19 protein-coding genes and 1 pseudogene are annotated in these 18,803 nt (G+C 62.7%); 15 read left to right on the top strand and 5 right to left on the bottom strand.

Annotated features, from left to right (window positions below; all coding sequences use genetic code 11):
• Positions 1–530 precede the first annotated feature (530 nt).
• The 7 genes from IQ16_RS12820 to IQ16_RS12790 all read left to right on the top strand — a co-directional run bounded on the left by IQ16_RS12820 (position 531) and on the right by IQ16_RS12790 (position 7,217).
• Entirely contained in the window at positions 531–827 is a 297-nt protein-coding gene (locus tag IQ16_RS12820; RefSeq protein WP_018645797.1) for a hypothetical protein, read from the top strand.
• Positions 828–1,121: 294 nt separating this feature from the next.
• Positions 1,122–3,371 (top strand): hypothetical protein, encoded by a 2,250-nt coding sequence (locus IQ16_RS12815; protein WP_244635663.1) that lies wholly within the window; start codon positions 1,122–1,124, stop codon positions 3,369–3,371.
• Positions 3,372–3,448: 77 nt separating this feature from the next.
• Positions 3,449–4,195: an HNH endonuclease gene (locus tag IQ16_RS47280; RefSeq protein WP_026312433.1), complete on the top strand. Its 747-nt coding sequence runs from the start codon at positions 3,449–3,451 to the stop codon at positions 4,193–4,195.
• A 27-nt stretch (positions 4,196–4,222) separates the two neighbouring features.
• A complete protein-coding gene (locus IQ16_RS12805; protein ID WP_018645800.1) occupies positions 4,223–4,465 on the top strand; it encodes a type II toxin-antitoxin system Phd/YefM family antitoxin in 243 nt (80 codons plus the stop codon).
• Positions 4,466–4,469: 4 nt separating this feature from the next.
• On the top strand, positions 4,470–4,907 hold the full coding sequence (locus tag IQ16_RS12800; protein WP_018645801.1) for a type II toxin-antitoxin system VapC family toxin: 438 nt from the start codon (positions 4,470–4,472) through the stop codon (positions 4,905–4,907).
• A gap of 86 nt (positions 4,908–4,993) precedes the next feature.
• On the top strand, positions 4,994–6,253 hold the full coding sequence (locus IQ16_RS12795; RefSeq protein ID WP_026312434.1) for a serine hydrolase domain-containing protein: 1,260 nt from the start codon (positions 4,994–4,996) through the stop codon (positions 6,251–6,253).
• 82 nt (positions 6,254–6,335) lie between these two features.
• Positions 6,336–7,217, top strand: a complete 882-nt coding sequence (locus IQ16_RS12790; RefSeq protein WP_018645803.1) for an AraC family transcriptional regulator — start codon at positions 6,336–6,338, stop codon at positions 7,215–7,217.
• A gap of 18 nt (positions 7,218–7,235) precedes the next feature.
• Here the strand turns inward: IQ16_RS12790 and IQ16_RS12785 are convergent, their stop codons facing one another.
• Entirely contained in the window at positions 7,236–7,586 is a 351-nt protein-coding gene (locus IQ16_RS12785; RefSeq protein ID WP_018645804.1) for an AraC family ligand binding domain-containing protein, read from the bottom strand.
• A gap of 168 nt (positions 7,587–7,754) precedes the next feature.
• Between IQ16_RS12785 and IQ16_RS12780 the strand changes: the two genes are divergently transcribed.
• Both IQ16_RS12780 and IQ16_RS12775 read left to right on the top strand, forming a co-directional pair.
• Entirely contained in the window at positions 7,755–8,417 is a 663-nt protein-coding gene (locus tag IQ16_RS12780) for an SRPBCC family protein (RefSeq protein WP_018645805.1), read from the top strand.
• A complete protein-coding gene (locus tag IQ16_RS12775; RefSeq protein ID WP_018645806.1) occupies positions 8,417–8,779 on the top strand; it encodes an ArsR/SmtB family transcription factor in 363 nt (120 codons plus the stop codon). Before IQ16_RS12780 ends, IQ16_RS12775 begins: the two co-directional genes overlap by 1 nt.
• Positions 8,780–8,895: 116 nt before the next feature.
• On the opposite strand, the gene IQ16_RS12770 is transcribed toward IQ16_RS12775, so the two are convergent.
• Positions 8,896–9,396 carry a peptide deformylase gene (locus IQ16_RS12770; RefSeq protein WP_018645807.1) on the bottom strand — a complete coding sequence of 167 codons (501 nt, stop codon included), beginning with the start codon at positions 9,394–9,396 and terminating at the stop codon, positions 8,896–8,898.
• Between the two features lie 187 nt (positions 9,397–9,583).
• Between IQ16_RS12770 and IQ16_RS12765 the strand changes: the two genes are divergently transcribed.
• From IQ16_RS12765 to IQ16_RS12755, 3 genes are all read left to right on the top strand, one after another.
• Entirely contained in the window at positions 9,584–10,855 is a 1,272-nt protein-coding gene (locus IQ16_RS12765) for a hypothetical protein (protein ID WP_018645808.1), read from the top strand.
• 160 nt (positions 10,856–11,015) lie between these two features.
• Positions 11,016–11,600, top strand: coding sequence for a TetR/AcrR family transcriptional regulator (locus IQ16_RS12760; RefSeq protein ID WP_018645809.1), 585 nt, complete (start codon positions 11,016–11,018; stop codon positions 11,598–11,600).
• Positions 11,601–11,696: 96 nt separating this feature from the next.
• Positions 11,697–12,284, top strand: coding sequence for a membrane protein (locus tag IQ16_RS12755; protein WP_018645810.1), 588 nt, complete (start codon positions 11,697–11,699; stop codon positions 12,282–12,284).
• 345 nt (positions 12,285–12,629) lie between these two features.
• On the opposite strand, the gene IQ16_RS12750 is transcribed toward IQ16_RS12755, so the two are convergent.
• Positions 12,630–13,226, bottom strand: coding sequence for a phasin family protein (locus IQ16_RS12750; protein ID WP_020608017.1), 597 nt, complete (start codon positions 13,224–13,226; stop codon positions 12,630–12,632).
• Between the two features lie 237 nt (positions 13,227–13,463).
• Here IQ16_RS12750 and IQ16_RS12745 point away from each other — a divergent pair, with 237 nt between their 5' ends.
• Positions 13,464–14,405 (top strand): alpha/beta fold hydrolase, encoded by a 942-nt coding sequence (locus IQ16_RS12745; protein WP_018645812.1) that lies wholly within the window; start codon positions 13,464–13,466, stop codon positions 14,403–14,405.
• Positions 14,406–14,565: 160 nt separating this feature from the next.
• Here IQ16_RS12745 and IQ16_RS12740 read toward each other — a convergent pair whose 3' ends face one another.
• Positions 14,566–15,387, bottom strand: a complete 822-nt coding sequence (locus IQ16_RS12740) for a phosphotransferase (RefSeq protein ID WP_018645813.1) — start codon at positions 15,385–15,387, stop codon at positions 14,566–14,568.
• 453 nt (positions 15,388–15,840) lie between these two features.
• Between IQ16_RS12740 and IQ16_RS12735 the strand changes: the two genes are divergently transcribed.
• Positions 15,841–17,628 (top strand): vanadium-dependent haloperoxidase, encoded by a 1,788-nt coding sequence (locus tag IQ16_RS12735; RefSeq protein ID WP_018645814.1) that lies wholly within the window; start codon positions 15,841–15,843, stop codon positions 17,626–17,628.
• Here IQ16_RS12735 and IQ16_RS12730 read toward each other — a convergent pair.
• Positions 17,594–17,836, bottom strand: coding sequence for a YjiS-like domain-containing protein (locus IQ16_RS12730; RefSeq protein ID WP_244635686.1), 243 nt, complete (start codon positions 17,834–17,836; stop codon positions 17,594–17,596). The genes IQ16_RS12735 and IQ16_RS12730 overlap by 35 nt on opposite strands.
• A gap of 231 nt (positions 17,837–18,067) precedes the next feature.
• On the opposite strand from IQ16_RS12730, the pseudogene IQ16_RS12725 reads away from it, so the two are divergent.
• Positions 18,068–18,493, top strand: a pseudogene (locus tag IQ16_RS12725) (winged helix-turn-helix domain-containing protein); the annotation flags it as partial.
• Positions 18,494–18,803 lie beyond the last annotated feature (310 nt).

Here is an 18,803-nt window from a genome sequence, read left to right as displayed (position 1 = left end):
CCGAGCAAGCCGTGCGGAGCAAGGACTGAAGTTGCGCTTCAGTTTTGATTCTCGTGGAACGAATGGTGGCGTTCCTTTTATGTTCTTTGGTGTATGTCCATGGCTCGTCCCGAGGACGCACGCACACACTTACAGGACCGACGCTAACGCCTGCCTCCATTGCGGTGGCAATGCACTACATTGCGATGGCGGCGGTAACTGCTGGGTTTATCTACAGTGGAGAGCGGAGCTCGGGCGAGCGCACCGGTATCTACACCTCTCCTTCCGGATATCGGTTCGCTCACACTCTTGCGAAATGCGGAGTGAGTTGCTTCAACGCGGACGACATTTCTGCGGCGTCCAAATTGTCGCATCTGCGCTGTGAACCACCTCACACGCACGCTCACATCAATCATGCGACAAAATACGTGCTGTGATTGTGGATGGCAAACTGCCACCACATCGCTTGAAATGAGCTGCACACGCCAGAACGACATGTTGAAATAGCCTCCAATCGGCCACTCGGCCGATGGGAGCTATGGAGACACGCTATGGCTGACAAACTCGGACAGAGCATGGTTGGTACGTGGACCAAAACCACGGCGGCTGCGTGCGCAGACAAATATCCCGCCACTCTCACTTTCTCGACCGGCACCTACCGCGGCATGCGCGGCGAGGGGCAGGGCATGGTGTGGTGGGATGCGGGTATCTACCGTCTCGAAGACGCCAAGACACTCGTCGTCGGGACGGCGAACGACGAGCTTGTGACCTATCACATTTCACTCGAGGCCGACCGATTTGAGTTCACGGATTCAGAGGGCTGTCTTGTGACGTACCGGCGCGCCTGAAGCGCGATGAGATTTGGATGAATCGTCGTCGCGCTTTAGTCGTTGTTGACGCATGATCTTTCCGGAAAACCGCTTCGCACTTTGCGCTAACGCGGCCCTCCGGGTCCGGATCATGCTCTGGGATTGCGCGCCGGATTTTTTTCACGTCCGAATTTTTTTACGCCCTGGCGACAAGAAACTCGCTTCAACCGCCAACGAGCCCGCTGCTCATGTCGATCGCCTCCACGTTTTCAACGAGGAGATTACGACATGTGCAATTGCTCAGAGCATGAATCGAGCGGAAGCCTTTCGAAGATGACCGCGGCTTCGGTCGCGCCGGCCATGAAGCCACTCGTCCCCCTGTCGCGCCAGATCAGTTTTGACGACGATGCCGGCGATCATGCGGCCTCGACCGACCTGCAGCCCATTCCGCCGTTCAGGCTCTGCAGGCTCGACTTCCGCGAAGGCTGCTACCAGATCAATTTCAGGCCGACGGCGAGCCTGGTGTCGTTCGAAGGCACGCTGCGCGTCGATCGCTCTGCGCCCGACGGCGGCGCGGACCATCTGATCGTCAGCGGCGATCTCTACTCGCGCCTGCCGGTGATCAAGCCGCCGATCCCGCCGTTACCGCCGATCCCGACGATCCCGATCCCGCCGGTGCCGCCTGTGGGTAACAAGGACGAAGATGAAGCAGCGGCGGCCTCGGGGCTGACGAGCCTCGCCGGTTCGCTCAGCGCGGTCGACGAACCCGTCATTCCGTCTCCGATCCTGAGGCCGAGGATCCCCATATTTCCCCGCGCGCGCTATCATTCCTATCTCAGGGTGACCAGCGTGTCCGCGCCGGTTGCGGTCCCGGTGCCGAAGAAGTGCGAGCTTACGATCGTCGCCGAGCAGTTCAATTACACGCAGCCGCCGGCCGGCCAGTTCAAGGGCACGTTCCCGTCAACGCCGTCGCGCACCGTGACGATGAAGCTTTCAAAGATGCCGGCGCCGTTTCCGTTCTCCCTGACCGGCGGGCCGTTCTACCAGGGCCGGCTGTTTGAAGGCGGCGTGGACAAGGGCAGCATCACGCTGGCCTGGGTGTCGAAGTTCTTCCGCCGCTGCACGCTGGAGATCGACACGCTGGCCGGCGCGGTGCGGCCTGCACCCGTGCCAGATGGGGCGGGCGGCACGGAGTTTTTCGACACGGTCTTTGCGAAGACCGGCTGGCAGCTGACGGTCGTGCAGGACCAGCAAAACGTTCCGGTGCCGGCAGGCGTGGTGCCGACCAATTGCTGGAGCTCGGCGGATCTGCACGCGCTGATGACCAGCGTGCGCAATCCCGCGACCAACCTCGACACCGAATGGCGCGTGCACATGATCGTCGTGCCCGCCAAGCTCGGCTGCTCGCGCGGCATCATGTACGATACGATCGGCGTGCCCCGCGAAGGCTGCGCCAGCTTCTCCGACGACGGCTATCCTGTCTCGGACTCCTCGAACTTCGGCCTCGCCGCCAACAAGAAGCAGCGCGACGTGCCGCGTGCGTTCCTGCGCAGCGCGACCCACGAGCTGACGCACACGCTGAACCAGATCCATCAGGAGCAGGAGACGGCGGCCGACAACTCGATCATGACCACGACGCCGAGCGTCGCGGACGTGCTCGGCGGTCCGGCGACCGGTGCGCCGGGCGTGTTCCCCGATCAGATCAAGCTCGCGCACAACACCAATGTCCGTCATCATTTCAACCACATGCCCGATCCCGTCATCCGACCGGGCGGATGGCCGTTCGCAAGCTGGTTCCCGACCGGCGCGCCGCAAGCCGCCGACCGGCACGATTTCGAACCTTCCGAGCTGGCGCTGACGGTGACGGCCGCAACCGACCGCGTCGCGCTCGGCCAGCCGCTGGACCTGACCTGGACGATGACGAACACCAGCGGCGTGTCGCTGCGCGCGCCGAACGACGTCAGCATCGAGGCCCTGTTCGCAGCGATCACCGTCACCGACGGGGAAGGGCACGAGCGCCCCGTGCGGCCCTTCGTGATCCTGTGCGAGCACGCGAAGGTGGCTGAGCTCGAGCCCGGCAAGAGCGTCACGGCCTCGGCGAAGGTGTTTTGGAGCACGTCCGGTTTTGCGTTCGAGAAGCCGGGCCGCTACCGCGTCGAGGTCGCCGTGTCGTGGTCGGCCCAGGGCGTGATGGTGGGCGTGCAGTCGGGCATCGACGTGTTCGTCGATTATCCGACCAGCTCAGCCGACAACCATTCGGCCAATCTCGTGCTGCATCCCGAGGTCGGCAAATGGGTGGCGCTCGGCGGCGATGCCTATCATCTCGGTGAAGCGTGCCGGCGGCTGCAGGCCCTGAGCCAGACCGAGGCGCCCGCAGCGATGGACGCCGGTGACGGGGCGCCCACGCCAAGCGTGCTCGCCGGCTTTGCCGACCTGCTGCCCGACCGTGCCAAGCTCGCCAGGCTCCGTCCCGAGCTCACCGCCGACAGCGGCGGCCGCACGCCGCGCGGACCGGCGCGAGCAGCGGCTCCGGGACGCAAACGTGCGACCAAGGCCAAGAAGCGCACGGGGCGAAGAGGGTAGGGCGGCCTCGCTGGCCCTCTGGCCCAACAGTCGGTGTCATAGGCGACGGCCGCGGCTACGACCAAGTCGTCGTAAGCATGGCCGTCGCTTTCTCCGTCGCTATGTTCGCGGCCTATCGACCGACGTTCATCTCATGCCGGAGGATTGCTATGGCAAGAGCGCGATACGACGACCAACTTCCGTCGAGAGCCCGGATATTCGAGTTCTGGAAGGATCGCATTGAAGGATTGGTGCGGCCGATTTATTGGGGCGAGCCCGCTTGCTGGGCCTGCAGATTTCACTACGGGTTCAAATACGACGTCAAACGTTCCGACGCGAGCTGGGACCAAATTCTCCGATGTTGGGACCGCATCCCCCTCCAGCGTTGTCACATCGTAGGGCGCTCACTTGGCGGCAGCGATGACGTGTCAAATCTGTTCTTGCTGTGCCGTGAATGTCATGATCGCATGCCAAATACAAATATTCCCGAAATATTCTACGAGTGGGCGCGGGCGCAGAGCTGGTCGAGAAGAGAAGATGAAAAAATACTGGATGCGATGAAGGCATTCGGAGTCGAGGACGCGATGGCACCTGATTTGGAGCAGGTGCTGGAGTCCGAAGACTATAAGGTTTGGTCGGAAGATCGGCGCGGCTTGCATTGGCCCCAGTCGAACTATGCGTCAATCTCGTCGCGTTTGACGCCTGCGACCACATTGGGGCTTGCAGTCTATTATCTTCGTCTAGTCAAGAATCATCCATCGGGGAACGAAGCAAAGGCCGCGCAGGAAAGCACCCCAAGGGAAGTGCAGTCGGGTTATCTTGAAATTTGGCCCGTTTCCTATTAAGACTACAGTAGTCATATAGGTAGAACCATGCGCGAAATTCAGCTTCGTGATGCCAAGGCCAATCTCTCGGCGGTCGTGGATGAGGCGATCGATGGCAAGCCAGCCGTGATCACGCGTCACGGCAAGAAGCAAGCGGTCGTGTTGAGCTATCAGGAGTGGCGGCGACTGTCGCAAGTTCCGAGCTTCGGGCGCCTGCTCATGGCGGCTCCCGTGCAAGCAGAGGACCTGCCGGCGCGGAATCGTTCCAAATTGCGCAAAGCCGGCTTCTGACGCCGTGTATCTCGTCGACACCAATGTACTGTCGGCGTCCTCGCCGAACCGCCCGGTGTCTCCCGCGCTCGTCGAATGGATGGATACGGAATCCGCATCCCTGTTTCTGTCTGTCGTGACGATTGCGGAGATCGAGGACGGGATAGCCAAGCTGCGACGTGAGAAGGCCACGCGCAGGAGCAGAGACCTTGCCCAATGGTTGGAAGCCGTGCTGCACCTGTACGGGGATCGTGTTTTGGGGCTCGATACGCCGACGGCGCGGATCGCTGGGCAGCTATCGGACAGGGCACGTGGTCAGGGGCATGCGCCTGGACTTGCCGACATCATCATTGCCGCCACCGCCCGTCAGCACGGGCTGACAATCCTGTCGCGCAACGCTAGGCACTTTGCGCCTCTGGGCATTTCTGTGCTCGACCCCTTTAGAGGTCTGCCGCGATCATGATCCGCGCAGGTGCCCAGCACAAATGCTGGATGTCCGTCATTTCATCCGATGCTACGACATCGGCATCCTCACCGGAGCCCGTGTTCATGCCTGCTGCGACTGCCTCCCATCAAGCGCCCGCCACCGCGACCGAGACCGATCCTGAAACACTCGGCTGGATGAAGGGTTTTCCGCCGGCGCCGGATCGCACCATCAGCTTCCAGAATGGCTCGTTCCGCAGCTTCCCCGAGCTGCGCTGGGCCTGGAGCAATGTCCGCCAGCTGGTGCCGACCGTGAATGTCTGGCGTGGGGCAGGGCCCGCATCGGTGTTGCCGCGCGCGGACCATGACATCGGCGCGGTCGCTTCGACGACGATGGACGGCCGCCCCATGACCTTCGCAAACATGTTGGAGGAGACCTACACCGACGGCATCGCGGTGCTGCATCGGGGCAGGCTGATCTATGAGCGCTATTTCGGCGCCTTGAAGCCGCACAAGCCGCATATCGCGATGTCGGTGACGAAGTCGTTCACCGGCGTGCTCGCGGGCATTCTGGTCACCGAGGGCAGGATCGATCCGCAGGCGCCGGTCACGGACTATGTACCGGAGCTGAAGGCCGGCGCGTTCGGCGACGCGCGCGTGCACGAGGTCATGGATATGACCACGGGGCTCGAATACACCGAAGTCTACACCGACAAGAACTCGCATGTGTGGGGCCTCAGGCGCGCCAACGGCATGGCGCCGATCCCGCCCGACTATGACGGCCCGACCCATATTTTCGATTTCCTCGTCGCGCAGAAGAAGCAGGGCGAGCACGGCAAGGCCTTCGCCTACAAGACCGTCAACACCGACGTGCTCGCCTGGATCATCCGGCGCGTCAGCGGCATGACGCTGTCCGATCTGCTCTCGGAGCGCATCTGGCAGCCGATGGGCGCCGAGGAGGACGCGCATTATCACGTCGACCGCATCGGCACCGAGAGCGGCGGTGGCGGCCTCTCCACCACGTTGCGCGATCTCGCCCGCTTCGGCGAGACCATGCGCAATCACGGCCGCTTCAACGGCCGCCAGATCGTGCCGCCACAAGTGGTAGAGGACATCGCGCGCGGCGGCGATCCCGAAAAGTTCAAGCCGGCCGGCTACACGACGCTGCCAGGGGCCTCCTACCGCAATCAATGGTGGGTCACGCACAATGCGCACGGCGCCTACATGGCGCGCGGCGTCTACGGCCAGGGCATCTATGTCGATCCCAAAGCCGAGATGGTGATCGCGCGCTACGCCTCGCACCCCGTCGCCGGCAACGCGGCCAACGATCCCGTGACGCTGCCGGCCTACATGGCGCTGGCGAAGCAGTTGGTAGCGGGCGGGTAGGGAGGTTGCTGCCAAACCGCAAGATCGGTCGAGCGAACCACGGCCGTCTGCCGCTAACTGCAGCCGCCACGGAGGAGGGACCATGAAGGCGGCGCTGCCAAACTATCAGGCCCGGATGCGGCGGGTGCTGGAGCATATCGACCGGCATCTCGACGATGATCTGGACCTGGAACGCTTGAGCGCTGTCGCAGCCTTCTCGAAATTCCATTTCCACCGGCAGTTCACGGCGACCTTCGGTCTATCAGTGCATCGCTATGTCCAGCTCGCCCGCATGAAGCGCGCGTCGCGTCAGCTGGCCTACAGTGACGCCCTTGATGTCACCGACATCGCGATGGAGGCCGGCTATGACGCACCGGATGCCTTCGCCCGCGCCTTTCGGCAACGGTTCGGGCAATCGCCGTCGTCGTTCCGGAAATCGCCGGACTGGGAACCGTGGCTTGCGGCCTTCGGGCCTCTCGATATCGCGAGGAGCAAGCTCATGCAGAAGACGTTTACGACCGACGACGTGACCATCCGCGATGTGCCCACCGCGAAGGTGGCGATCATGGAGCATCGCGGCGACCCGGCGACGCTTCCCGCCACCATCCAGCGCTTCATTGCCTGGCGCAGGAAAGCCGGCCTGCACCCCAGCACGAGCCCGACCTTCAACGTCTGGCGCTCCGAGCGGCGCCCCTCGACGCCCGCCGATTACAGCGTGGACCTCTGCGTCGGCACCGACCAGCCGATCGCGGCGAATGGCGAAAGGATCAAGGCCGGCGAGATCCCCGGCGGTCGCTGCGCCGTGCTGCGCGTGGTCGGCTACACCGACAATCTGGAGCCCGCCGCGCTCTACCTCTATCGCGACTGGCTTCCGGCCAGCGGCGAGGAGGCCCGCGACTTCCCGATCTATTGCCAGCGGCTGAGCTTCTTTCCGGAGGTGCCGGAGCACGAGACGGTCGCGGAGCTGTTCTTGCCGCTGAAATAGCGCGCTCGGACAGGCGCCTCACTCATACGCCTCCTGCCAGTGCGGGTAGGTGACGTAGGCCGTGACGGCGCCTTGCTCGTGCGAGCGGATGGTGACCGTCTCGCCCTTCGGCATGTAGACGATCTCTCCGGGACCGGCGGTGACGGTGGCCCTGTCACTTGACACCGACAGCTTTCCCTCGACGACGATCATCACATCATCGACGGCGATCTTCTCGTCCAGATCTTGGTTCGGCGCGTAGCGACCGAAGCCGATGGTGATTGGGCCCCCGTGGCGCTGGTCGATCACATTGGCGGCGAATATCTCGCCGTCCTGTCCTGGCGAGCGTTCGAACGATGCCTCGGAGATGGCGAATTTGCGAACCTTCATGAATTTCTTCCGTCTGGTCTAGCGGTGGGGCAGCGATAGACGCTTGAGAAGATATTTGGTTCGTTCCGCCTTGCGAGGCGGATTGACGCAGCCATTCCAATATAAGCCTTGACTTATATTAGCTGAGACCGATATTCATCCTCGCGCAAAACGATGAGGAGCAACGCTATGGAGATCGACGTCGCCAGGGTCCTGGGGCTTGTCACGCGTTCGGTGACGAATTTCGAGAAGGATGGAAAAGCGGCCAGTACGGTGACACTGACGCGGCTCTACGACACGAGCGTCGACGATCTCTGGGACGCGGTCACCAGCCCGCAGCGCATTCCGCGCTGGTTCCTGCCGGTCGAAGGAGACCTCCAGCTCGGCGGACGCTACCAGCTCAAGGGCAACGCAGGCGGCACCATCACGGCGTGCACGCCGCCGACCCATTTCGCGGGGACATGGGAATTCGGCGGCGCGGTCAGCTGGATCGACGTCAAGCTGGCAGCAGAACGGAGCCAGGCGCGTTTGACGCTTGAGCACACCGCGATCATCGAGGATCATTGGAATCAGTTCGGTCCGGGCGCGGTCGGCATCGGCTGGGACCTCGCGCTTGCGGGCCTCGAGCGATATGTTGCGACCGGGGCATCGGTCGACCACGAGACGGCCGAGGCATGGATGGGCTCGCCTGAGGGCAAGGACTTCATGACGATGAGCGGCGAATATTGGCGCGCGGCGCACGTCGCAAGCGGGGTGGACCCGGCTTCGGCCAAGCAGCGATCAGATCGCACCATCGCGTTCTATCGCGGCGAGATGCCGCCCGACATCGCGCATCCGGGCACGGGAAGCTGATGCACGTCTTCGAAGTCCTCGCCGACCCCGTGCGCCGTCGCATCCTCGAGCTGCTTGCGCCGGGGGAGATGGCGTCCGGTGAGGTCGTCGAGGTGATCGGCGCAGAGTTCGGAATCACCCAGGCGGCCGTCTCGCAGCACCTCAAGGTGCTGCGCGAGAGCGGCTTTGCAACGGTTCGGGCGGAGGCGCAAAGGCGCCTCTATTCGGTCGACGTCGCGGGGCTTCGGGCGGTGGACGCGTGGATCGGCCGGTTCAGGAGTTTCTGGGAGCCGAAGCTGGATGCGCTGGCAACCGAGATCGCGCGCGGCAAACGGGAGCGCCGCAACGCGCCGGTCACCAAGCGGGGCGGCAAGAGGGCGTGAAAGGTGCGTAGGGTGGATTAGCCGAAGGCTGCGCGAAGCGCAGTCCGCCGGCGTAATCCACCATTCCTTCGTCGCGCCGCGCTCGAGTTGGTGGATTACGCTGTCGCTAATCCACCCTACGCCCCCCGCGACATCTTCTCGAACTTCTTCACCAGCCGCTCCCGCTTCAGCCGCGACAGCCGCTGGATCCAGAACATGCCGTCGAGCTGGTCGATCTCGTGCTGATGGCAGACGGCGCGCAAGGCTTCGGACTCTTCGGTCTGCAGATTGCCGTCGAGATCCTGATAGCTGACGCGGACGCGGGCGTGGCGCTGCACCTCGTCGTTGACGCCGGGCATCGAGACGCTGCCCTCGCGGTGCATGATCATCTCGGCCGAAGCCCATGTGATCTCGGGATTGACGTAGGTCCGCGCGCCGTCCTTCGCGTCAAGCTCGAGCACGATGACCCGCAAGGGCACGCCGACATGCGGCGCCGTGATGCCGATGCCGGGCGCGGCGCGCATCGTGTCGAGCAGGTCTGCGGCGAGCTCGCGCAAGCCATCGTCGAAGGCGGTGACGGGGCGGGCCGGCATTGCGAGGCGGCGGTCGGGGTAGCGGACGATGGGGCGGATGGTCATGCCCGGACCGGCGGGTGCGGGCGGGCCCCGGAAGCGATGGCTGGCGATTCCGGAGGCGGCCAGACGCAGTTCGTCATTGTGTGCATGATTGCTCTGTCATAACCTTGAGTTGTGTCCGGAATTTTCATGGACGGACACGGGATACACTTTTCTTCATTTTTGCACCTGGTTTTTTGGGGGGAAGAACATGAGCGTAGTCGATTCGACCAGCTGGGAAGACCAGTTGCGGCTGGGGCTGGATGCCGTGACCAAGTACGCCTTGGCGATCTGCTGTGTGGTTGGACCATTGTTGCTGGGCTATCTGGCGCCCAATCAGGTTGCCGACAGTCTCATGCCTCTGCTGGCTGACAAGGCTGTCGTCAGTTTCGTCCTCCCAAATCCTGACGCCGAGTCCGTTGCAAAAATCGACAAGCTGAAGGCCACCCTAGCCGAGAAGCAAAAGACGCTGAGCGAGAAGCAGGGGGCGTTGGATCGGCTGGCGGCGGGTGCTGCCGACGACAAGCAGAAGGATGCGAGGGCCGCGGTCGAGAGCGCGCAGACCGCCGAGGCGGCCGCCAAGGCCGAGATCGAGAAGGCGGAGCGGAGCCGGGATGCGGATCGGACGATCGCCCAGTCGAGGCAGATTTCCGATACGCTGACGGCGCGATACAATTACGCGGCGGTGAGCGGTCTGCTGTACCTGGTCAGCGCAGCGACCCTGCTGCTGGGTGGAGCGATCGTTTTCCGCCGCAGCAGCACGTTGTTTTTCGTGGGACTTGGGCTTTCCCTCATTCTCGCGTGGGGAGTGACGAAAGCTCCTACGGCTTATGCCAACGCGGGCCAGACGTTCCTCAAGGTCCTGCTGGATCGGGCAGATGAGAACGCCGGCGTCTTCGATCCGCTGTTCGCTGCTTACAAGAACGCGGTCTCCTTCAAGGTCAGCGACGCCATTAGGCTGATCATCGATGTCAACACGTTCGTCGGACTCCTGGCCGTCGGTGTCGCGCTACTGGCGTTCGCGGTGCTTTCCGGCCCCGAGGAGAAGCCCTCACTCGCAAGTCTCGAGGAGCGAAAGTCAAATCTTCAGCGGATGATCATGCTCAGCTCGGCCATCCTGGTGGTTGCGACGCTCGCGAGCAAGGTGGTGATGGATTGGCCGCTCGGTCTGATCGTCGCGCCGCAAGCTGATGCTCTAAGGCCTTTGGCAAATGCCCTGACCAGTCACCTCGGCATGACCGGAACGATAGCCCTGTTCGCCGCGGCGACGCCTGCGCTGGCCGGCTGGTACCAGGACGTGAAGCGTTATCGTCTCGATACGCCACCGGCTGCAGCAGGTCAAAAGCAGGACGCGCTGGACTTCGGCGTTCCCGCTGCGGTGACGAGTATCCTCGCCATTCTGGGGCCGGCATTGACCTCACCGGTCTTCGTCACTTTCAAGGCGATCGTCGAGATGCTTGTGGGCGGCAAGGGCGGCGGGTGAAGCGCGCCGCCTGACGTACCAACACGTTGCGTGCTGTCGCATTGACGCCTCTGTCTGGTGGCGGCCGATGGGCCGAACGGTCACGCAGGGTCCCGTCATTCACGGATCATTGAAGCGGGGTCGGTTGACTGTCTACCAACTGGAAGGTAGTTAATCCGCCATGACCAACGTTTCCTCGACCGCCGACGACATCCTGGCCTGCGCGCGCAGCCTGATCATCGCGGGCGGCTATAACGGCTTCAGCTATGCCGACATCGCCGACGTCGTCGGCATCCGCAAGCCGAGCATCCACCACCATTTCGCCAGCAAGGTCGATCTGGTCCGCACCCTCGTGTCGCGTTACCGCGAAGAAGCGGAGGCGGGACTGGCTGCCCTCGAGCGCAATGTCCCTGATCCGCGCGACCAGCTCAAAAGCTACGTCGGGTATTGGGAAGCGTGCATCACTGACGCGACGGCGCCATTCTGCGTCTGTGCGCTGCTCGCCAGCGAGCTTCCGATCCTGCCGGAGGAGGTGGCGCTCGAAGTCCGTGCGCATTTTCGCGCGCTGGCGTCCTGGCTCACCTCGGTGATGGAGCGCGGCAAGCGGAAGGGGCGCCTTCACCTCTCCAGCTCAGCCAAGGTCGAAGCTGAAGGATTCATGGCAACCATTCACGGTGCGATGCTGTCGGCGCGCGCTTATGGCGATCCAAAAATGTTCGGCGTGATCACCAGCCCGCTGTTGGACCGGCTGTCCACCAGGCACTGAAAATATCGGCGAGACGACACGCCCGCAGGCGAGCTGGGGGATGGGGTGATTTGCTGCGTATGGAAACTACCAACTAGTAGGTAAAGGAGGGGTGCAGTGACGTATCATCAACAGGATCTCGTTCGTGCCGATCGCGAGCGATGGCTGAAGCAATACTACTTCATCCGGGCGGCGTTCTCCGTCGCCTGGGTCGTTGCCGCGTTTGCCATCGGGCCGTCGTCTGTGATCGCAGGCGCCTTGCTCGTCCTCTATCCCGCATGGGATGCGGCGGCGAATGTCGTGGATGCGCTCCGCAGCGGCGGCTTGAAACAAAACCGCACGCAGGCACTCAACGTTCTGGTCAGCCTCGCGACGTCAGGCGCGGTCCTCGTCGCCCTGCAGATGAGCATGAACGTTGTGCTCGCGGTGTTCGGGGCCTGGGCGATCCTGTCCGGATTGCTCCAGCTCGGGACGGCAATCCGTCGCTGGAAGAGTTTCGGCGCGCAATGGGCCATGGTGCTCAGCGGCGGCCAGTCGGCGCTGGCCGGCGGCTTCTTCATCTTTCAAGCCTCGACACCCGCGGTGCCGTCGATCGCGACCGTCACAGGCTATGCTGCCGTTGGCGCGGTCTACTTCCTGGTCTCCGCCGTCTGGCTCACCGTCAGCGGATGGCGCCAGCGCGCGAGGCAAGCTCAATTGGGATGATTGTGCTGTGTCCCATGCCTTGCACCGAGCGATAGCGCGGGCCCGGATGTCGTCATTGCGAGGAGCCCTTGCGACGAAGCAATGACGAAGCAATCCAGACTGTCTCGGCGGAAAGACTCTGGATTGCTTCGCGGAGCCTGTCATCGGGCCGCGCTTTGCGCGGACCCGGTGGCTCGCAATGACGAGGTTGATGCAGCGCGCGCTATCTGTCACCGTCACCCTGAGGTGCGCGCGCTGCGCCGCATGCGCTGCAGGCCAGGCATTTGGATTCGATTCGCGGACGTCACAGGTACAAGCGCGGCTGAGATTCCGCCGCGCACTTGCGCCATGATTGCGTAGCCGCGCCTAAGCAGCCTGCCGCATGCGTTCGATGCTTTGAGTTATATGACTTCCCGCATCGTCAGCCATCTTCAGGGACAAATCCGAGATCCGGCGGCTGGTATCCAAGGCGCTGCTGATCGTGTCGCGCATCAGATCGGTTTGCACAGCCGCCCAATCGTGGGGAGTTCGGCAGCGCAAGAGTTCATTCATGCGGTCCATTGTCCTCTCGGTCTGCTGTCGAATGAAATCGAAGTACTCGCGCGACGCACCGTTCATTCCTTTGGCGACTGCGGTCGTAGAGTACATGATTGCTTCGGCATTGCGGACCGAGCGTTCCGCCGCCCGCTGCGCTTCATTGCCGGTCAAACCGAACGTGCGACCTAGCTGATCAGTCGAGCGGCCCATCATTGCCGTGGCCATGTCGACGCCGAAGCGCCAAGCGTTTTGCAACATCTCGGTATTTTGTCGCAAGAGATGGCCGCTGGCTTGCGACACCTCCTCTCCGGCCTCGGCGGTAGCCAAGCCGATCCGTCTGGTCTGCTCAGCGGTCCTCTCGCCGGCGCGGCGGATTGCGTCCTCAGGGCGTTGGGTGGACTTTTCCTCTTGGCGTGGATTGGCCATTCGTTGCTCCATCATTTTTGTTGGTGAGGTCGGATCCTGTGCCCTCCGTCACAGGTACGATCCTTAGCGAGCAAACGTGGGCATTTCCGGACCGTTCCGGGGGCGGGCGATCTTTTAATCAATCCTCCTCCATTGCGCGCAGGAACGAGCGCTTCAACTTCCAATTATTCCTTGGTTGGCCCGTCTGCTCCGCGCTGAGGGGCAGATGTTTTTGGCCCTATATCTCAAGGCTCAGTAATGACCACCGCTGAAACCGTACTGCTCATTGCTGCCTTGTTATCGGCAATTCTCGTCATCGGTAACATCGGCTTCTCCAAACTGGCGGAGCGACGGAATCCACCTATTGGCAAGTTTATCGAATGCGACGGCGTAAAACTCCACTATATCGATCGGGGCGATCCCGCGGCTCCTTGCGTCGTGCTGCTCCATGGCAACGGATCCATGATCCAGGACTTCATAATCAGTGGGATGGTCGATCTTCTTGCCCGCAGCAATCGCGTGGTCTGCTTCGACCGTCCGGGCTTTGGCTATAGTCAGCGGCCGCGGCTCCGAATATGGAGCGCAGCAGCTCAAGCGGCTCTGTTGGTGAAGGCGCTCGAGCAACTCGGGATCCGCGATCCTGTGGTGCTGGGACATTCTTGGGGCGCCTTGGTCGCTATCGCTCTCGGCGTGCGGAAGGATTATCCGATCCGGGGCCTTGTGCTTGCGTCCGGCTACTACTTCCCGACCGGCCGATTGGACGTGTGGTTGATGTCAGGTCCAGCCATACCGGTCTTGGGCGACTTGGTCAGCTACACTGTCGCGCCCATCATTTCGTGGGCCGTCTTGCCGGGAGCCCTCCGCAAGATCTTCGCGCCCCGGTCGGTACCGCTGACGTTCAAGAATGGATTTCCAGCATCTCTGGTTCTCAGGCCCACACAGTTGAGGGCGGCCGCGGAGGAAAGTGCACTCCTAATTTCAACCGCAGCACAATTCCAAGCCCATTATTCGACCTTGGGCCACCAGGTGCGAATATTCCACGGAGTAGAGGATCAAGTGATCGAATTCAAACAAGCGCGAGATTTACACAAGGCGCTGCCTCGGTCCGATCTTCACCTTGTGCCCAATGCCGGACATATGGTCACGCACGCAGACCCGGCTGCCATTGTGGAAGCAGTCAATTCAATAGCGAACTCTTAAGGCCGGCAGCGTGTCTGTATCGGCCGATCTTCCGGTTCAGCGGCTCGTCGCATTCGAGCTCGCGGGGAACGTCAAAACGGTGCTGTCTTGGAGTCTGTTGCCGTCTGACCCGAAGCCAACACCGCGCAGCCGCATCGACGGTCGCGCGCGCTGGAAGGAGTCAGGCCTGCGAGCGCAGGGCCGCTTCGGCGCGCTGCATCATCCGCCGCCATCGCTCGCTTGTCGGCCCGCCCATGATAAGGAAGTAGCGGACGATCGCGATCGGCAGCCAGGGCTCCATCGCTTGCCTCAGCGCCGCGACCGGCTTGCCGGACAGCCGCGTGTATTCGGATTGCGCGGCTGCATTGACCGCAAGCGGCCGCTGCGGATTGTCGGTGACGTCGAGGGCAAGCTCGGTCAGGCCGATGTGAGTGAGCCCATGATCGAGGGCCGTAGGCGCGCGGATCGCAAAGGTCCAGTCGATCAGCCGCGGACCGTCCGCCGTCATGATCACGTTGTTAGGATGGATGTCGCCGTGGCACAGCCCGTCCCCCGGCTGCTGCAGGCGGTCGATCAGCGCGAGGATGCCGGAGGCGATGTGCTCGGGCACGATGCCGCCCGAGCGCCTGACGGCGCTGTCCATCCAGCCGCGTAGATGGAAGGCCTCCGGCCGCGGCGACATCCTGTGAACGCAGAGGCCGAGGGACGCAAGGATCGCACCCGCCTGAGCGAACGTCACGGCGCCGCTGCGCGTGACCTGCAGCAGTGTCGGCCCGTCGAGGCGACCGAGCACGATGCCGAAGCGTCCGTCGAGCGTCACCTCGCCGAACACCTGCGGCGCAGGCATGCCGGCGGCAAAGACCGCCTGGGTCATCCGCGCCTCTCGCTGGCCGAGGCGCGGAGGGAAACCTTCCCTGAACAGTTTTACGACCTGACCTGGCGCCCAGGCGTGGATGTCCGCCGTGCCGCCCTGGTTGATCTTCTCCCCGAGGGATCCCCGCATCGCCCGTCCTTCCGCCGGCCGCAATCAAACACCGACGGCGGGCAAAAGAGAACGCTCCCGCAATCTTGGCTGCCAGCCATGATCGTGGCTTGTCCCCGGCCGCAGCGCTTGCCACAATCGCGAAGCGACGCGCGGTTTGAGACAAGCCCGGCTCTAGCCTAAGGCGAAGATCGACAAGGCGTCCGGCACATCGGCAATTGGGACCAGACCGGATGCGGCCAAATCGACGCGGTTGACCCACAGGCGTTGCTCCAGTGGGCACTTGCGTTGTTCAAAGGCACTGCGGACAGCGGTGGTCCCCGCCGGTGCACAATTGGTCTGCTCGACTCACCATTGATCTGCGTCAATCTCCTCAGTGTCCTCCTGGTGAGACGATTTCGACCGCAGCATGCAAGTAATCGGACGGCTCCGGCGCAATCCTGCCGACATTTTCCCGCGAGGGAGGAGGCCTCCATGGCTGATCATTCCACCGTTCCAACTGAATCCTGCCTGGCGTCGCCGGGCTCGTCGACCGCGATCACTCGCCGCTCGCTGCTTGGCGGGACCGGCATTGCGGTTGGCGCCGCCGTGCTTGCGTCTCCGCCGAGCATGTCCGGGTTCGCCCCGGCGCTGGCGCAGCCTGTGAGCGCGGACCCGCGACCGCTCGACGCAGCGTTCAAGAGTCGCGCCTTCGAGGTCCGCGGGGTCTGTGCGGGCAACAACGAGAAAATTCCGATCGCGCCCCATCCGACGAATGGCGATGAGGCGCGCTACACAAACAAGATCGGTTCCGATTCACGGGGCCTGCCGCACGACAAGCGCGGCGAAGTTGAACCAGAGGCATGGCAAACGCTTTATGCCGCTTGCCAGTCGGGCGAGCCCGCGGATTTCGAGAAAATCCGGCTCGGCGGCACTCGCAAGCTGGTCAATCCCTTGGGCACACTGGCCGTCAGTCTCAGCGGCATAAACCCTACTCAGATTGCGATACCGCCGACGCCGGCCCTTGCAAGTGCGGAGCGCGCCGGCGAGGCGGTCGAGATCTATTGGCAAGCCCTGCTTCGTGATGTTCCGATGACCGAGTTGCGCGACGACACCTCCAATCGCGACGTGATCGCAGCAACCGAGGAACTCAGCAAGCTTGCCGATTTCCGAGGGCCGAAGTCCGGTGGGCGGGTCACGCCCGGCACACTGTTCCGCGCCAATGCGCTTTATTTCGATGCAAGCGACCCGAAGGGCCGCTCCGTCACGCCTCCAGGCGTTTTGGACGGTCCGCTGATCTCGCAGTTCCTGCTCAGGGACGCGCCCTATGCCTCACAGTGGATCAGTGCTCAAATTCGTACCGTGTCGCCATCCAATGAATTCCTGACCGAATACGAGGAGTGGCTGGCGATCCAGAACGGCGCCGCACCGAAGCGCCAGTTGCAGTTCGACGCGACACCGCGATACATCACGACAGGAAGAGATCTCGCAGAGTATATCCACACTGGTCCTGCACTTGGGTGGGCGGCAGCATTGATCCTTGCGACACCCGGTGGTGGGGCGGACAAACGCTACTCCGGGATCTATCCGCCGGCAGAGCCCGTGTCCTACCCCTCGAACCCGTATCGGAAATCGAAAACCCAGGTCCCTGCGGGTGCCACCTTCGGGTTGCAACACGTGCAGGCACTGCTCGCCACGGGGATCAGTAACTCCGTCCGCGCGTCTTATTGGCAGAAGTATTTCGTCCATCGGGCTGTGCGACCGGAAGCCTACGGCGCTCTGGCGCACCATCGCCTCGCCAATGGCGTGAGCGATTACCCGCTGCATGATGATTTCCTGAAATCGGAAGCCCTCGCTCGCAGCAAGGCCAAATACGGCACTTACCTGTTGTCGCAAACCTATCCGGAGGGCGCGCCCTTCCACTCCACCTATCCCGGCGGGGCCACGAGCGTTGGGGCCGTCACGGCTACCATATTGAAGGCGTTCTTCGACGAGAGCCGCGTCATCGCCAATCCGGTGCAGCCCGATCCGGCTGATCCGACAAGGCTCGTGCCCTATGACGGCTCACCGCTCACGGTCGGCGGAGAGTTGAACAAGCTCGCCGTGAATTTCGGTTTCGGACGCAATTGGGCGGGCATCCATTGGCGTTCCGACGCCTCCGCCTCAATGGCGATCGGTGAGGAAGTGGCTATCTGCATGTTGCGCGACGAGCGCGCTACCCTTCGCGAGCCGTTCGACGGCTTCTCCTTCACGCGTTTCGACGGCAGCCGCGTGACGATCTGACAGCAGACGGGCGGCGTGCCTGCCGTGAGGCGTTTGTCGTACCGAACATCAGGGACTCATTGGACCTGGACCGGATGCCTCGTGGATCGACAGAGCGGTGCGAGGCGACGTAGTCAATCTCACCGCGCGTCGTCCCGATATCCATTAGCTCCCTGTCACTTAAGTCGAGCAACGCGGCTCGTAATCTCTGACGTTTGCGCCGGTCCACAAACGCACCCCAATATCTCTTGAAGAAGCTGGAGGCGCGCCACGTTGATCCGGTCTGCCCCAATCCTGTTGGGCCATAGGTCGTGCTCACCGCGCCATCTCCTGGTTATTTCCGGACGAGGGTGCCAAGGCAGGAGAGAGGACGCTTGACATTCGGTTTACATTTTCCTCACCGGCGGCTTATTCTTTGCGGCGCAACCGATGCTAGAGCCTCGAACCGAGGGAATGGCAATTGCGCTACATGTTCGAGAACTACGCAATCGACACCGATCGGCGCGAGCTGCATCGCGGAGCGGACGTCGTCTCGGTCGCGCCAAAGGTATTCGATTTACTTGATTACCTGATCCGGAACAGGGAGCGCGTGGTCGGCAAAGACGATCTCATTAGAGTCGTCTGGAACGGCCGTAGCGTGTCCGATGATCTCTCGTTTCAAGGCGTTGTTCGTCATCGCCCGCAATTCGAGTTTCACATACGGGGGGCGCGCCGTCGACGTGAAGCAGGTCGGGCGCGAGCTTCGGGGTGCGCTACGTGTTGGAAGGGAGCGTTCGCAAAACGACAAACCGAGTGCGCATCACGGGACAGCATCCTCGATGCTGCCACTGGGATACATCTTTGGGCCGACCGGTTTGATGGTGGTCTTGGCGACATCTTCGATTTGCCTGCCTGACCAACTGCCGGCTTGTGACCCGAATGTATGGTCCGGCCGTGCGTAGCAAGAGGTTCGTCGATCAGGTGGTGAGTGGTCTTGCATCAATGTATCCGGCCTTTGATTGGAGCATTCTCTCCGGGCCATCATGGATATCAGCGCGCGTGCGTTCTCATTAGCGGACAGGCCTCGATTGGGCCATTTGGGTCACCAGTGTTCGCATGCGCCGGGAAGACCGAACCTCCATCTCGTCTCATCCTCTCGCAGACCTTGGCTGGAACCTGTTGATGGGGTTACGTCATCGCTTGCTCCTCCTACCTCG

It is taken from the genome of Bradyrhizobium huanghuaihaiense, assembly GCF_007830635.1.
Taxonomy (GTDB): Bacteria; Pseudomonadota; Alphaproteobacteria; order Rhizobiales; family Xanthobacteraceae; genus Bradyrhizobium; species Bradyrhizobium huanghuaihaiense.
Note: the sequence above shows the minus strand (reverse complement) of the source record. Positions and strands in the feature narration are given on the sequence as shown.